This is a genomic window from Stenotrophomonas sp. GD03930 (genome assembly GCF_029839665.1).
Lineage (GTDB): Bacteria > Pseudomonadota > Gammaproteobacteria > Xanthomonadales > Xanthomonadaceae > Stenotrophomonas > Stenotrophomonas forensis.
Map to the genome: position 1 here is coordinate 1810764 of NZ_JAOCAV010000001.1, position 13511 is coordinate 1824274.

Sequence of the window (13511 nt, forward strand, 5' to 3'; positions counted from 1 at the left end):
CGGCCGCTGGCCGGCTGTTCTGGAGAGCCGGCCAGCGGCCGGCTCTACCAGTGTTCGCGGGCCTCAGCCCTTCATCGTGCCGGTATCCAGCCAGCGCTGGTGCCACGACAGTGCTTCCGGCAGCAGGTGCGGGGTGTGCTTGCCGTAGCTCTCGTGGCTGGCACGGTCGAAGTAGTCCTGCAGCTGCGCGCGGAAATCCGGATGCGCGCAGTTGTCGATCAGTACCTGCGCACGCTTGCGCGGGGTCAGCCCACGCAGGTCGGCCAGGCCCTGTTCGGTGACGATCACCGACACGTCGTGCTCGGTGTGGTCGACGTGGCTGGCCATCGGCACGATCGCCGAAATGGTGCCGTTCTTGGCGGTGGACGGGCTTAGGAACGCGGACAGGAAGCCATTACGGGCAAAGTCACCCGAACCACCGATGCCGTTCATGATCCGCGTGCCCATCACGTGCGTCGAATTGACGTTGCCGTAGATGTCCACTTCGATCATGCCGTTCATGCCGATGCAGCCGAGGCGGCGCACCAGCTCCGGATGGTTGGAGATCTCCTGCGTGCGCATGATGATGCGCTCGCGGTAGAAATCGATGTGCTCCTTGAACGTCTCGTTGGCCTGCGGGCTCAGTGCGAAGCCGGTGCACGAGGCGTAGCTCAGCACGCCATCGCGCAGCAGGTCGAGCATGCCGTCCTGGATCACCTCGGTGAACGCGGCCAGGTCGCGGAAACCACTCTTGGCCAGGCCGGCCAGCACCGCGTTGGGGATGTTGCCCACGCCCGACTGCAGCGGCAGCAGGTTCGGCGGCAGGCGGCCCTTCTTCACTTCGTGCTTGAGGAACTCGATCAGGTGCGCGGCGATCTGTTCGCTGGTCGCATCGATCGGGCTGAACGGGCTGTTGCGGTCCGGGCCGTTGGTACGCACCACCGCCACGATCTTGTCCGGGTCGCAGCGCAGCGCGGTGTCACCGATGCGGTCGTTGGCGTTCACCAGCGGAATCGGCTTGCGGTGCGGCGGCAGCGCGGTGCCGTAGTAGATGTCATGCATGCCGTCGACGCCGGCCGGCTGCCATTCGTTGACCTCGACGATCACCTTCTTCGCCAGGTCCAGCCAGGTCTTGTTGTTGCCGACCGAGGTGGAGGGCACCAGCGAGCCATCCTCGCGGATGGCCGACACTTCGATCACGGCGGTATCGATCTCGCCGTAGAAGCCGAACCACACGTGCTGGGCGACGTGGCTGAGGTGGATGTCGATGTAATCCAGCTTGCCCTCGTTGATGCGGTTGCGCGCATCCGGGTCGCTCTGGAACGGCATGCGCATGGCGATGCCATCGGCCTTGGCCAGCGCGCCATCGAGTTCCGGCGCGGTGGAGGCGCCGGTCATCAGCTTGATCTGGAAGGGATTGCCCTGGGCATGCACCGCTTCGATGCGGCGCGCCAGTTCGACGGGAACGGCCTTGGGATACCCGGAGCCGGTAAAGCCGCTCATGGCCACGGTTTCACCGGGCTGGATCAGCGCGGCTGCGGTCTCGGCGGAGACCACGCGGTCACGGAGACGCGCGTTGGCGATGCGATCAACAGACATGACGACAGTGTTTCTGGGGGGAAACCCGATTATCGGCCATCCTCATCCGTACGGGGGGTTCTACCTTCGTGGAATGGCTTTTCCCTACCGGGGTCACCCGTACCGGCCGGTTTTGTTTTGCAGTGCAGCGTGCAAAGTGCTTTCGCAGCCCGCACGATGGCCCTGCATCCCGACGTGGGGGAGGGAGCAGAGCCCGCTGGCAGTTCGCTGCAAGCGGGCTTTTTTATTGCCTGCCGCCCATTATGAATACGCGGCCTCCATTATCGGTAGTGCCGGCCGCTGGCCGGCAACCTCCGCACCCCTGCCGGCCAGCGGCCGGCACTACGGGGTCCGTTGCGCCCCGGCCGGGTCGATACAATCGGGCCATGACCCTCGCCCCCGCTGAACTGCCCGCTACCCTGCAGCCCCTTGTCGACCGTGCCATGGCGCGCCTGGCCCAGGTCCTGCCCGAGCCGATCCCGCCCGAGCTGCAGCCGCTGCTGACCCGGCTGGCGGTGGCCAGCGACTTTGCCCTCGACACCCTGGTTCGCCAACCGGCGCTGCTGGCGCAGCTGGCCGCGCCCGCGTGCCCGCCGATCCCGGCGCCGGTGCTCGACCCGCTGCAGCCCAGCGACTGGCCTTCACAGCTGCGGCGCTGGCGCACGGTGATGTCGACGCGGCTGATCTGGCGCGACCTGGCTGGGCTGGACGACGTGGCACAGACCCTGGCTGGCGCCACCACCCTGGCCGAAGACTGCCTGCGGCTGGCGCTGGACGCGCTGCAGCAGGAATTCGCGCAGCGCCACGGGGTCATCCTCGATGACCACGGCCAGCCCATGCAGCTGGTGGTGTTCGGCCTCGGCAAGCTGGGCGGTGGCGAGCTCAACTTCAGCTCCGACATCGATCTGGTCTACGCCTACCCGCAGGGGGGCGAATCCGATGGCCCGCGCGCGCTGGCCGCCGAGGAGTACTTCGCCCGCCTCGGCCAGCGCCTGGCCAAACTGCTGGACGAAACCACCGTCGATGGTTTCAGCCACCGCGTCGACCTGCGCCTGCGCCCGTTCGGCAGCGCTGGCCGCGTTGCGCTGTCGTTCGCGGCGATGGACCAGTATTTCCAGCGCGAGGGCCGCGACTGGGAACGCTATGCCTGGCTGAAGGCGCGTACCGTGGCCGGCGACATCGAGGCCGGCGAAGCGTGGCTGCAGACCCTGCGCCCGTTCGTGTACCGCCGCTACCTGGATTTCACCGCGCTCGACGGCCTGCGCGAGATGAAGGCGGCGATCACTGCCGAGGTCGCGCGCCGTGAACTGCACGAGGACATCAAGCGCGGTGCCGGTGGCATCCGCGAAATCGAGTTCCTGTGCCAGGCACTGCAGCTGATCCGCGGCGGCCGTGAACCGGCACTGCGCGAGCGTCGCCTGCTGGTGGCGTTGGAGGCACTGGTGGCGGCCGGGCAGATCGCGCCGGAGGATGGCGCCGCGCTGCGCGAGGCCTATCTGTTCCTGCGCAGGCTGGAAAACCGCCTGCAGATGCTGCGCGATGCGCAGACCCACGTGCTGCCCGCCGATGCACTGGACCGCGAGCGCATCGCCGTCGGCCTCGGTTATCCGGATTGGGAGGTGCTGCGCGCGGCGCTGGCCGAACAGCAGCAGCGGGTCAGCACCGAATTCGCCGCGCTGCTGGCACCGCGCAAGGGCCAGGCCGCACCCGATGCGTTGGCCAACTACTGGCGCAGCCTGCCCGACGGCAGCAATGCGCCGCTGCTGGCCGAAGCCGGTTTCCTCGATGCCAACGGCGCCGACCAGTCGCTGCGCGATTTCGCCCAGGGCACGGGTGTGAAGTCATTGTCCGATGCCGCACGTGCGCGCCTGGACCGCGTGCTGCCGGCGCTGCTGCATGCGGCCACGCGCTCGCCGCAGCCCGATGCCGCGCTCAAGCGCGTGCTCGGCCTGCTGCAGGCGGTGCTGCGCCGGACCAGTTATCTGGCGCTGCTGGACGAACAGCCGAGCGCGTTGGCGCGCCTGGTGGACGTGCTGGCGCGCAGTGCGCTGCTGGCCGAGCGCCTGGCGGCCTATCCGCTGCTGCTGGATGAGCTGCTGGACGTGCGCGTGTCCGGGCCGATGCCCGATGCCGCCGGCATGCTGGCCGAGTGCCAGCAGGTGCTGGCGGTGGAAGACCCCGAATCCGCACTGCGCTGGCTCAACGAGACGCGGCTGGCGCTCAGCTTCCGCATGGCGATGGCCACGCTGGATGGTCGCCAGGGCGCGGTGCACAGCACGCGGCAACTGGCCGAACTGGCACAGGCGGTGGTGATCACCGTGCTGGCGATGGCCGAGGCGGACATGCGCGCCGCGCACGGCGAGATTCCCGGTGGACGCTTTGCGATCATCGGCTACGGCAGCCTCGGCGGCCTGGAGCTGGGCTTCGGTTCCGATCTGGACCTGGTGTTTTTGCACGACAACCCGGCCGGCGTGGACGCCAGCGATGGTGCGCGCCCGCTGGAGCCGGGGCGCTGGTACGCGCGGCTGGCACAGAAGGTGATGGCGCTGCTCGGCGCGGTCACCGCCGCCGGGCGCCTGTACGACATCGACGTGCGCCTGCGCCCGGATGGTGGCAAGGGATCGCTGGTGTCGTCGCTGGCCAGCTACACCGACTACCAGCGCGAACGCGCGTGGACCTGGGAGCACCAGGCGCTGGTGCGCGCGCGTGGCGTGGCCGGCGATGTCAGCCTGCTGGCCGACTTCGAGCAGGTGCGTGCGCAGACCTTGGGCCGCGAGCGTGATGCCGGTGTGCTGTATGCCGACGTGTTGAAGATGCGCGGGCGCATGCGCACCGAACTGGACCGCAGCGATGCCGCGCGGCTGGACCTGAAGCAGGGCGCCGGTGGCGTGGTGGATCTGGAATTCCTGCTGCAGACCGGCGTGCTGGCGCGCAGTGCGCAGGTGCCGGCGCTGCTCGAGCCGCGCGACACACCGTCGTTGATCGATGCGCTGGGCGCCGCCGGTTTCCTGCCCGAAGCCACCACGCAGGCGCTGCACACCGCGCACGCGACGTTGTTGGAGGTTGGCCTGGCCTGCACGCTGGATCGGCGGCCACGGCTGGCACCGACCACCCCGGCCATTGAAGAGGCGTGTGCGGCGATCACTTCGGCGTGCGTTGAAGCGAAGCTGCCGTTCGCCTGACAGGCAGCGATAGCTGGGCAATGGCCTGCTTCTGGTGGGTGCCAACCTTGGTTGGCACAGGCCATCAGGGTTCATGACCTCGGCGAGAGCGTGCCGACCAACGGTCGGCACCCACCGGATCAATGATCTGACCGTTGGCCTGCTGTTGGTAGGTGCCAACCTTGGTTGGCACAACCCATCAGGGTTCATGACCCCGGCAACAGCGTGCCAACCAAGGTTGGCACCCACCAGAGAAGTGCGGTCAGCTGGTGGCGCGCAGCGGCGCCATCTTCCACAGCAGCGCGCGGAACGGGGCCAGCAGGCACACGCCGATCGCCAGCTTCACCGCCAGGTCGCCGGCGGCCCAGCTCACCCACGGCAGCGCCGAACCGGCAAACGCGATCGACCAGAAAATGGTGGTATCCACGGTGGCACTGCAGGTGGTTGCCACCATCGGCGCGCGCCACCAGCTGCCACGGCGCAGGCGGTCGAACACGGTGATGTCCAGCAGCTGCGCCACGATGAACGCCGAGCATGAAGCAATGGCGATGCGCGGCGTGGCCACCCAGATCGACAGCAGCACCGCCACCAGGAACCCGATCCACGCCACGCGGCGGGCCGGGCCGGGGCCGAAGCGGCGGTTGATCAGGTTGCTGACCAGGAACGCGACCGGATAACTGAAGGCGCCCCAGGTCAGCCAGTCATTGATCGGGTACTGCACCAGTACGTTGGACAGCAGCACCACCGCGCCCATCGCCAGCACCGCCAGCACCAGGGCGCGCGGGGTCAGCGGGGCAAACACAGGGGCAGGACGCACGGACATGGCGAGCCAGGGGAATAAAGGGGATTGCCCATTATCCGCCCGGCCCGCGGCAAATCCAAAACCGCTCGTTCAGTTTTACAGCGCTTCGCTCATCACATCGCCAGCGGCATACGCGGTCGGCACGTACGCCAGGGTCTTGCCCTGTGCGCTCTTCACGTTCCAGCCGGCGCCAGCCTCGGTGGGGTCGAAATGCACCTGCTGGCCCACCACGAAGGCGTCGGTCGGGTTTTCGCCCTGCGGCTGCACGGTCCAGCGCAGGGTGGCGGTGTGGTCGGCCTTGTCCGGCACCTGCAGCTGCACCTGGCGCTCGCCCTCCGGCGTGGTCTCCACCTTCTTCACTTCCATCGGCGGCAGCGGTACCGCCTTGGTGCGGGTGGCTTTGCCGTTGCGCTCGCTGGCCTTGAACGGCGCCTTGGACAGTTCGGACAGGCCCATCGAGGCCGCCATCGGCAGCGACAGCACCACGAACGAGGTCACGATCACGCTGGCCTGGCTGCTGTTCAACTGCGGCGCAGCGCCCGCATGGACGGTGGGCACCAGCAAGGCGGAAAGCAGCAGGGCAGACGCGGGAACGCGCAGGCAACGGAACATGGGACCTCCTGGTCGCCAGAAAAAGGGGATGAAATTCACGGCATGGCTGCGGCCGCACCGGCCACCGGCACATGGGGAATCACCAGTTCCTGCTGCAGCTGGCTGCGCTGGTGCAGGAAGTCGAACACCGATTCCACCGTCACCACCGAGTAGTTGCCGGAGATGCGTTCGCCGGCCGGATGATCGGTGGTGGTGGCGTTGGCCACGAACAGGCGCGCACCCACGCGCTTGCCCAGGCCGATATGCAGCACGCTGGGCTGGTACTTCTGCAGGCGCAACCACTGCTGCGCCTGTTCGCGCTTGACGATGGCAGGCGCGCCTTCGCTCTGCGCCATCGCCGCGGCCAGCACTTCCAGTACCCACTGGTTGGAGTTCTGGTAGTCGGTGGCGAACGGGTAGGCCACCACGTTGTACTTCGATTCGTGCAGTGCCTTGGGCTGGATCGAGGGCGATACCAGCATCGCCCGCAGTGACGCGCGCAGCGGCGCGGACGGCACGCCGATGCGCAGATCGGTATGGCCACCGCTCTCGCCGACGAAGTTGCCCAGGCCCTCGTGGTACAGCTGCGAACTGTCGGTCTTGCAGCGGTTGAGCAGGTGCATCGCGCGCCAGCGGCCGTCGTCCTCGCGCAGCAGGAAGGCCAGGTGGCTATGGCGCAGGCCGTAGCGGCTCAGGTCCTGGCCACCGCGCGCGGCCACCACCACATCCACGTCGGGCAGCGCATCGAGGCGTTCGGCGGTGGTCCAGGCCACATCCAGCATGGCGGCCTGTGCGGCCACGCTGGGGTAGCGCTCGCGGCATTCGGTGCTGTTGGCCCACGCCGGTGCGGTCGCCAGCAGGCAGGCGGTCAGCAGCGCGGCGCGCGGCAGGCGATAGAAACGATCCATGTCAGTACCTTCGACGGCGGTCAGGGCCGCGTGCCGATCATACGCCGGTCAGCGCAGCGGGCGGTCCACGCCCTTGCGCTTGAGTTCCTTGTCGCAGGCGTCGCTGATCGGTGCCACCGGCAATGGCGGGCGCTGGCCCTTCGGGTCGCGCAGCGCGGGTTGCTCGCGGTACGCATCCAGCTGCTGCTGGCACTGGTAGGAGATCGGGTCCAGCTCGGTGGGCGATGTGGAGCACGCGGCGAGCAGGGCCAGCGGCAGCAGGAGCAGGGTGCGCATGGAGGCGTTCAGTCCGATCGGAAACACCGGACTCTAACCGTGCGGCCCAATCGAGATGTTCAAAAATCGCTGAGCGATCGGGTAGTGCCGGCCGCTGGCCGGCAACTGCAGGGTATTTGGTAATGCATACCGCGCTGCCGGCCAGCGGCCGGCACTACCTTGATGCCAGGCGCTGCTTCACCTCGGCGGCGATCCGCGCGGTTTCGCGCAGCGGTTCGATGCGGTCGTACTGCCAGTCCAGCCAGCGCTCCTGCAACCGCCCGCGTTCGCGCAGCTGCTGCTGGAAACGTGCCAGCCGTCCCTGTGCGGTACCCGCCAGCGCCACCCTCACCGGCATGCGCGTGGCGCAGGCTTCAGAGAGCAGGTTCACCGAATCCGGCGAGACCACCACACGGTTGGCCCAGCCGAGCAGGCCGCCATACGGATTCACCCCGTCGCCGCCATCGCCCCAGATCACGTGTGGCAGGTCGGCGAAGGTCGCGCGCAGGATCTCGGCCAATGCGGGCGGCGTGCGCCGCGAGGTGGTGGCCAGCAGGCTGCCTCCCTCGCTGCGGATCTGCTCGGCCAGGGCGCGGAACACACCCACCATCGCCGCCTCGTCCCACGGCGCCAATGGCGTGGGCCCGCCCACCAGCAATGCAGTGCGTGGGCCGGGCAGGGTGCTGAAGCCGGCGAACGCGGCGCGGCCCCAGGCCAGCCAGTCGTCGTCCACCGGGTTGAGGCTGCCGAGCAGGGTCAGCACGTTGCTGCCGCGCAGGGTGTCGTGTTCGGGCACCACCACCACATCCCAATGGCGGGCACTGATACGCGGATCGAGGATCTGCACCACCTGGCTGCCGCGCGCACGCAGCACGCGCAGGGCACCGGCGGCCTGGCGGCCACAGCCGATCGCCAGCGCCGGGGCCTCGGCGGCCAGTGTCGCGAAGGCCTCGCCGTAGCCGTTCACATCGCCGGGCAACCGCCGCGGCGACAGCCAGCGCCACGGCGCGCGAGGCTGCAGCACCAGCGGCCGATGGGTGCCCTGGCGCAGCGCCGAGGCCAGCGCAACCGCCTGGCGGACATTGCCCGCGCGGCCGTCCGTGACCGTCCAGGGTGCGCTCGATCGTTTCACCATTGGCATTAATTCGTTTCAGCCCTGCTGGGTGTTGCAACAGTCGCGACACTCTACACTGCGGCTCGTCGATTCGCCCCGCGCCGCCCGCGGGCACTGACTTCCCTTCGCCGCCCTGGAGATCCACCGATGTCCCACGCGCTCGACGCTGCTGCCCTCGATCAGCTGTTCCGCACTGCCCGTACCCAGAACGCCTTCCTCGACAAGCCGGTCCCGGCCAGCCTGCTGCAGGAACTGTACGACCTGGTGAAGTGGGGCCCGACCGCGGCCAACACCACGCCGGCCCGCTTCGTCTTCGTCACCTCGAAGGAAGCCAAGGCCAAGCTGGCCCCGGCCCTGTCCGAAGGCAACCATGACAAGACCATGGCCGCGCCGGTCACCGTCATCATCGGCTTCGACCTGGACTTCCACGAAAAGCTGCCGTACCTGTTCCCGCACACCGATGCCAAGGCCTGGTTCGACGGCCCGCAGGAAGGCCGCCACGAAGCCGCCATCCGCAACGGCAGCCTGCAGGGCGCCTACCTGATCCTGGCTGCGCGCGCGCTGGGCCTGGATGCCGGCCCGATGTCCGGCTTCGATGCGGCCAAGGTGGACGAAGCCTTCTTCGCCGGTACCTCGATCAAGTCGAATTTCCTGGTCAACCTGGGTTACGGTGACCCGGCGGGCCTGTTCCCGCGTCTGCCGCGCCTGTCGTTCGACGAAGCGGCGCGCATCGCGTAAGTCGCTGTATCGGTTTCGGGCCGTCACCTTGGCGGCCCCTGTTGCACCCACCCTACGATCCGGAGAGTTCCTGAGATGAGCGCCACCCGTAAACTGCTGCTGCCGCTGGCCCTGACCCTGGCCATCGCCGCCTGCTCCAAGCCGGCCGACACCGCTGCCCCGGCCGCGGATGCTGCTGCCCCGGCCACCACCGAACAGGCTGCTGCCCCGGCCGCTGATGCCGCTGCTGCCGCGCCGGCGGCCGAAGCGATCAAGATCGCCTCGGGCACCTACAAGCTGGACCCGAGCCACACCGACGTGCTGGCCCAGTGGAGCCACTTCGGCTTCTCCAACCCCAGCGCGCACTTCGGCAACGTTGAAGGCACGCTGGTGTACAACGCCGAAGACGTGACCAAGTCCACCGTGGAAGTGAAGCTGCCGCTGAGCGGCCTGAACAGCTTCACCGCCAAGTTCGACGAGCACCTGAAGAGCGCCGACTTCTTCGACGCCGCCAAGTTCGCCGATGCCACCTTCAAGAGCACCAAGGTGGAAGCGGCCGGCACCAACAAGCTGACCGTCACCGGCGACCTGACCATCAAGGGCATCACCAAGCCGGTCACCCTGGACGTCACCGTCAACGGCGGCGGCGAGCACCCGATGGCCAAGGTTCCGGCTGCCGGCTTCGATGCCACCACCACGCTGAAGCGCAGCGATTTCGGCGTCGGCGCCTACGCCCCGAACGTCAGCGATGAAGTGAAGATCCGCATCACCACCGAAGCCACTGGCGAAAAGCCGGCCGCTTGATGCACCCCGCTCACTCGTCGTGAGAAGGCAGAAGGCCCGCTGCAAAGCGGGCCTTCTTTTTTGGGTTCCGGTAGAGCCGGCCGCTGTCCGGCTGCACGCGAGGAACCCGATGCCGATGGGGTTGCCGGCCAGCGGCCGGCACTACCGGTAGGTGCCCGATGCCGATGGGGTTGCCGGCCAGCGGCCGGCACTACCGGTAGGTGCCAACCTGCATCGGGTGGGTGCGGACCGTTGGTCCGCACGATCCCTCAGCGCAACGCGCCCAGCCACGCCACGCACGCCTCGCTCGGGCTCTGCTTGGCTTTCACCGCCAGCCCGCTCACGCGCACGAAGGTCTGCGCGGCCTGTGCCACCACCTGGCGTGCGATCAACGCGGCCTGCTTGGTGGCGGCCTGCTGCTTGCGCAGCTGCACGATGTTGATCGAAGGCCGACCGACCGGTGCGTACTTCTGGTCGCGGCGCAGCACATCAGCCACCTGCGCCACTTCGAATTCGGCCTGCAGGTAGCGGTGCTGTGCTTCCACCAGGTCGCGCAGCGGCGCACGCACGGCCGCAGCGTCGGCGAAGGCGGTCAGCGCGGCATCGCAGGCGGCGTCATCGGCGAAGCGGGTACGCAGCGCATCCACGCTGGCCAGGGTCAGTTTGGCCATGTGGGCCTCGTTGCTGCAGGAAAGGAGCGCGATTGTCGCATTGCTGGCCGGCTCGTGCGGACCAACGCTCCGCACCCACCGAAGGCGGAGCCGCCGAGCATGGGCTCGGCTCTACAATGGTGGGCTGTATCACCCACGGAAGGAAGACCCATGCAGGACGCGCAGTACTGGTTGAACGAATTCTGGACGGGCCTGAGCGTGCTCGATCTGCTCGGCGGCAGTGTGCTCGGCACGCTGCTGGGCCTGGCGCTGGGCATCCTCGGCTGGCGCTGGCTGCACCGCCGCGGTTGGCTGCAGCGGCGCACGCGCTGGCATCACTGGCTGCTGGCCAGCTATGTGGTGCTGCTGCCGCTGGCCACCGCCTTCTTCGGCCTGCAACTGGGCTTCACTGCCGGTGCGCACCGCGCGCTGTTCAAGCAGCTCGATCATTTCCAGCCGCACCTGCAGACGCTGGTGGAAGGCTGGAGCGAAGGCTTCACCGATTCACTGGATGACCCGCGCATGCGCGAGGCATTGCGCAGCCAGGGCACGGTGGGCGATGTTGCCGACACCATCGCCTCGGCCTACCTCAGCGAACACCCGCTGCCCGGCCTCGACCGCCTTGGCAACGGCCCGTTGGCGCGCGGCACCGGCTGGGTGATCGGCAAGGTGCGCGAAGGCCTGCTGCGGGGCATGGTGGAAGACACGCTGGTGGACAAGGCTGGCACGCTCGGCCTGGAGCCCAAGGTAGTGCGCGAGGCGTTGACCATGCACGTCGATGAGCTGCTGCACACCCGGGGCGTGCTGCGGCTGGTGAAGGCGCAGATCAACGGCATGATGCCCGGCGTGTATTTCGGGCTGCTGCTGCCGCTGCTGGTCATCGCACTGTTGATAGCGCTGGAGATCTGGGCCGCGCGGCGGTTCGGGTGGACGCGGCAGGTGCCATCCAGCGCGGTAGTGCCGGCCGCTGGCCGGCAGCTGCAGGTTCCTGCCGAAGGTTGATGAGGTTGCCGGCCAGCGGCCGGCACTACCCCCAGGCGACCGCCGATGGCCCCCTGTAGAGTCGAGCCACGCTCGACTCATCGCGCGCAGCGCGATGCGTGCGGGTTTGGGGCAGCTGCCGCTGCTGATCATCGCGCTGCAGGTGGCATCCAGCGTGGTAGTGCCGGCCGCTGGCCGGCAGCTGCAGGTTCCTGCCGAAGGTTGATGAGGTTGCCGGCCAGCGGCCGGCACTACCCCCAGGCGACCGCCGATGGCCCCCTGTAGAGTCGAGCCACGCTCGACTCATCGCGCGCAGCGCGATGCGTGCGGGTTTGGGGCAGCTGCCGCTGCTGATCATCGCGCTGCAGGTGGCATCCAACGTGGTAGTGCCGGCCGCTGGCCGGCAGCTGCAGGTTCCTGCCGAAGGTTGATGAGGTTGCCGGCCAGCGGCCGGCACTACCCCCGGGCAAAAAGTGCATGACCGCCGATGGCCCCCTGTAGAGTCGAGCCACGCTCGACTCATCGCGCGCAGCGCGATGCGTGCGGGTTTGGGGCTGCTGCCGCTGCTGATCATCGCGCTGCAGGTGGCATCCAACGTGGTAGTGCCGGCCGCTGGCCGGCAGCTGCAGGTTCCTGCCGAAGGTTGATGAGGTTGCCGGCCAGCGGCCGGCACTACCGATGGCTCCCTGTAGAGTCGAGCCACGCTCGACTCATCGCGCGCAGCGCGATGCGTGCGGGTTTGGGGCTGCTGCCGCTGCTGATCATCGCGCTGCAGGTGGCATCCAACGTGGTAGTGCCGGCCGCTGGCGGGCAGCTGCAGGTTCCTGCCGAAGGTTGATGAGGTTGCCGGCCAGCGGCCGGCACTACCGATGGCTCCCTGTAGAGTCGAGCCACGCTCGACTCATCGCGCGCAGCGCGATGCGTGCGGGTTTGGGGCTGCTGCCGCTGCTGATCATCGCGCTGCAGGTGGCATCCAGCGTGGTAGTGCCGGCCGCTGGCCGGCAGCTGCAGGTTCCTGCCGAAGGTTGATGAGGTTGCCGGCCAGCGGCCGGCACTACCGGTCAAAGGGCGTGCGGACCAACGGTCCGCACCCACCCAGGGAAGTCAGCAACCACCCAAGGGAAGTCCGCACCCATCCTGGTGCATGGCTCAATCGCCGTCGGTTTCGTCCGGGTGGGCCTTCCAGTAGCCGGTCGAGCGGATCCAGTCGCGCGGCACGCCCAGGTGGCCTTCGATGAACTTGCGCATCATCCGTGCGCGACGCGATTCGGTGGCGATCCAGTAGAAGACATCGCCGTCCGGCGCCTCGAAGTCGGTCAGCATGTCTTCCAGCAGCGTGCTGCTGGCCGCCGGGAAGCCGTTGCGCTCCAGCCAGTGGATGCGCACGTTCTCGTACTGCGGCAGGTCCTGGCGCTCGGCCTCATCGCTCACTTCGATGAAGGCCTGCACCTCGGCGCCGTCCGGCAGCACGTCCAGCCAGCGGGCGATGGCCGGCAGCGCGGTTTCATCGCCGATCAGCACATAGGCGTCGTAGCTGTCGGCCACCACGAACGAGCCGCGCGGGCCGCCGATCACCAGCACGTCGCCGGCCTGCGCCTGCTCGGCCCACGGCCCGGCAATGCCCTGGTCGTGCAGCACGAAGTCGATGGCCAGCTCGCCGGTTTCGTGGTCCCACCAGCGCGGAGTGTAGTCGCGGGCCGGCGAGGGCTCCTTGCCTTCCGGGTAGCTGCGGCCTTCGGCGGTCAGCACCGGCAGCACCATCTCGCCGCTGCTGTTGGGGAAGAACAGCTTGATGTGGTCGTCGGCGCCAGGCGAATCGAAGCCGGCCAGATCGTCGCCACCCAGCACCACGCGGCGCATGTGCGGGGTGACTTCCTCGGTGCGCAGCACGGTCAGTTCACGGAAGCGCACATCCAGGCGCAGGCGCGTGTTGTTGTGTTCGGTCATGGGGATACCTGTAAAAGGGTCGCGCGGGGGCGCGCGGCATGGGGG

The 13511-nt window shown here is 68.4% G+C and carries 12 protein-coding genes; 4 read left to right on the plus strand and 8 right to left on the minus strand.

Annotation, left to right across the window (positions count from 1 at the left end; translation table 11 throughout):
• Positions 1 to 63 precede the first annotated feature (63 nt).
• Positions 64 to 1578: an acetyl-CoA hydrolase/transferase family protein gene (locus N5C18_RS08120; protein ID WP_053511210.1), complete on the minus strand. Its 1515-nt coding sequence runs from the start codon at positions 1576 to 1578 to the stop codon at positions 64 to 66.
• 365 nt (positions 1579 to 1943) lie between these two features.
• On the opposite strand from N5C18_RS08120, the gene glnE reads away from it, so the two are divergent.
• A complete protein-coding gene (glnE, locus tag N5C18_RS08125) occupies positions 1944 to 4739 on the plus strand; it encodes a bifunctional [glutamate--ammonia ligase]-adenylyl-L-tyrosine phosphorylase/[glutamate--ammonia-ligase] adenylyltransferase (RefSeq protein WP_279944215.1) in 2796 nt (931 codons plus the stop codon).
• 241 nt (positions 4740 to 4980) lie between these two features.
• On the opposite strand, the gene N5C18_RS08130 is transcribed toward glnE, so the two are convergent.
• The 5 genes from N5C18_RS08130 to N5C18_RS08150 form a co-directional block, all read right to left on the minus strand.
• Positions 4981 to 5541 carry a queuosine precursor transporter gene (locus tag N5C18_RS08130; RefSeq protein WP_049412252.1) on the minus strand — a complete coding sequence of 187 codons (561 nt, stop codon included), beginning with the start codon at positions 5539 to 5541 and terminating at the stop codon, positions 4981 to 4983.
• Positions 5542 to 5616: 75 nt separating this feature from the next.
• Positions 5617 to 6132, minus strand: a complete 516-nt coding sequence (locus N5C18_RS08135) for a hypothetical protein (protein ID WP_164242891.1) — start codon at positions 6130 to 6132, stop codon at positions 5617 to 5619.
• Positions 6133 to 6167: 35 nt separating this feature from the next.
• Positions 6168 to 7019 carry a DUF2145 domain-containing protein gene (locus tag N5C18_RS08140; RefSeq protein WP_279944217.1) on the minus strand — a complete coding sequence of 284 codons (852 nt, stop codon included), beginning with the start codon at positions 7017 to 7019 and terminating at the stop codon, positions 6168 to 6170.
• A gap of 48 nt (positions 7020 to 7067) precedes the next feature.
• Positions 7068 to 7295, minus strand: coding sequence for a hypothetical protein (locus tag N5C18_RS08145; protein ID WP_008266793.1), 228 nt, complete (start codon positions 7293 to 7295; stop codon positions 7068 to 7070).
• A gap of 154 nt (positions 7296 to 7449) precedes the next feature.
• Positions 7450 to 8409 (minus strand): mitochondrial fission ELM1 family protein, encoded by a 960-nt coding sequence (locus N5C18_RS08150; RefSeq protein WP_279944220.1) that lies wholly within the window; start codon positions 8407 to 8409, stop codon positions 7450 to 7452.
• A 126-nt stretch (positions 8410 to 8535) separates the two neighbouring features.
• On the opposite strand from N5C18_RS08150, the gene N5C18_RS08155 reads away from it, so the two are divergent.
• A complete protein-coding gene (locus N5C18_RS08155) occupies positions 8536 to 9126 on the plus strand; it encodes a malonic semialdehyde reductase (protein WP_049457907.1) in 591 nt (196 codons plus the stop codon).
• Positions 9127 to 9201: 75 nt separating this feature from the next.
• Complete coding sequence (locus N5C18_RS08160; protein WP_180880399.1) at positions 9202 to 9909, plus strand: YceI family protein; 708 nt, start codon at positions 9202 to 9204, stop codon at positions 9907 to 9909.
• 248 nt (positions 9910 to 10157) lie between these two features.
• Here N5C18_RS08160 and N5C18_RS08165 read toward each other — a convergent pair whose 3' ends face one another.
• On the minus strand, positions 10158 to 10559 hold the full coding sequence (locus N5C18_RS08165) for a hypothetical protein (protein ID WP_164242888.1): 402 nt from the start codon (positions 10557 to 10559) through the stop codon (positions 10158 to 10160).
• Between the two features lie 150 nt (positions 10560 to 10709).
• Between N5C18_RS08165 and N5C18_RS08170 the strand changes: the two genes are divergently transcribed.
• Complete coding sequence (locus N5C18_RS08170) at positions 10710 to 11540, plus strand: hypothetical protein (RefSeq protein ID WP_279944223.1); 831 nt, start codon at positions 10710 to 10712, stop codon at positions 11538 to 11540.
• A gap of 1128 nt (positions 11541 to 12668) precedes the next feature.
• Here N5C18_RS08170 and N5C18_RS08175 read toward each other — a convergent pair.
• On the minus strand, positions 12669 to 13466 hold the full coding sequence (locus N5C18_RS08175; RefSeq protein ID WP_053448618.1) for a siderophore-interacting protein: 798 nt from the start codon (positions 13464 to 13466) through the stop codon (positions 12669 to 12671).
• Positions 13467 to 13511: the final 45 nt, after the last annotated feature.

Bases quoted from the DNA above. Each gene is read 5' to 3' on its own strand.
- N5C18_RS08120 (WP_053511210.1), bottom strand. From the start codon at position 1,578: ATGTCTGTTGATCGCATCGCCAACGCGCGTCTCCGTGACCGCGTGGTC.
- N5C18_RS08145 (WP_008266793.1), bottom strand. From the start codon at position 7,295: ATGCGCACCCTGCTCCTGCTGCCGCTGGCCCTGCTCGCCGCGTGCTCC.
- N5C18_RS08150 (WP_279944220.1), bottom strand. From the start codon at position 8,409: ATGGTGAAACGATCGAGCGCACCCTGGACGGTCACGGACGGCCGCGCG.
- N5C18_RS08130 (WP_049412252.1), bottom strand. From the start codon at position 5,541: ATGTCCGTGCGTCCTGCCCCTGTGTTTGCCCCGCTGACCCCGCGCGCC.
- N5C18_RS08170 (WP_279944223.1), top strand. From the start codon at position 10,710: ATGCAGGACGCGCAGTACTGGTTGAACGAATTCTGGACGGGCCTGAGC.
- glnE (WP_279944215.1), top strand. From the start codon at position 1,944: ATGACCCTCGCCCCCGCTGAACTGCCCGCTACCCTGCAGCCCCTTGTC.
- N5C18_RS08140 (WP_279944217.1), bottom strand. From the start codon at position 7,019: ATGGATCGTTTCTATCGCCTGCCGCGCGCCGCGCTGCTGACCGCCTGC.
- N5C18_RS08155 (WP_049457907.1), top strand. From the start codon at position 8,536: ATGTCCCACGCGCTCGACGCTGCTGCCCTCGATCAGCTGTTCCGCACT.
- N5C18_RS08175 (WP_053448618.1), bottom strand. From the start codon at position 13,466: ATGACCGAACACAACAACACGCGCCTGCGCCTGGATGTGCGCTTCCGT.
- N5C18_RS08160 (WP_180880399.1), top strand. From the start codon at position 9,202: ATGAGCGCCACCCGTAAACTGCTGCTGCCGCTGGCCCTGACCCTGGCC.
- N5C18_RS08165 (WP_164242888.1), bottom strand. From the start codon at position 10,559: ATGGCCAAACTGACCCTGGCCAGCGTGGATGCGCTGCGTACCCGCTTC.
- N5C18_RS08135 (WP_164242891.1), bottom strand. From the start codon at position 6,132: ATGTTCCGTTGCCTGCGCGTTCCCGCGTCTGCCCTGCTGCTTTCCGCC.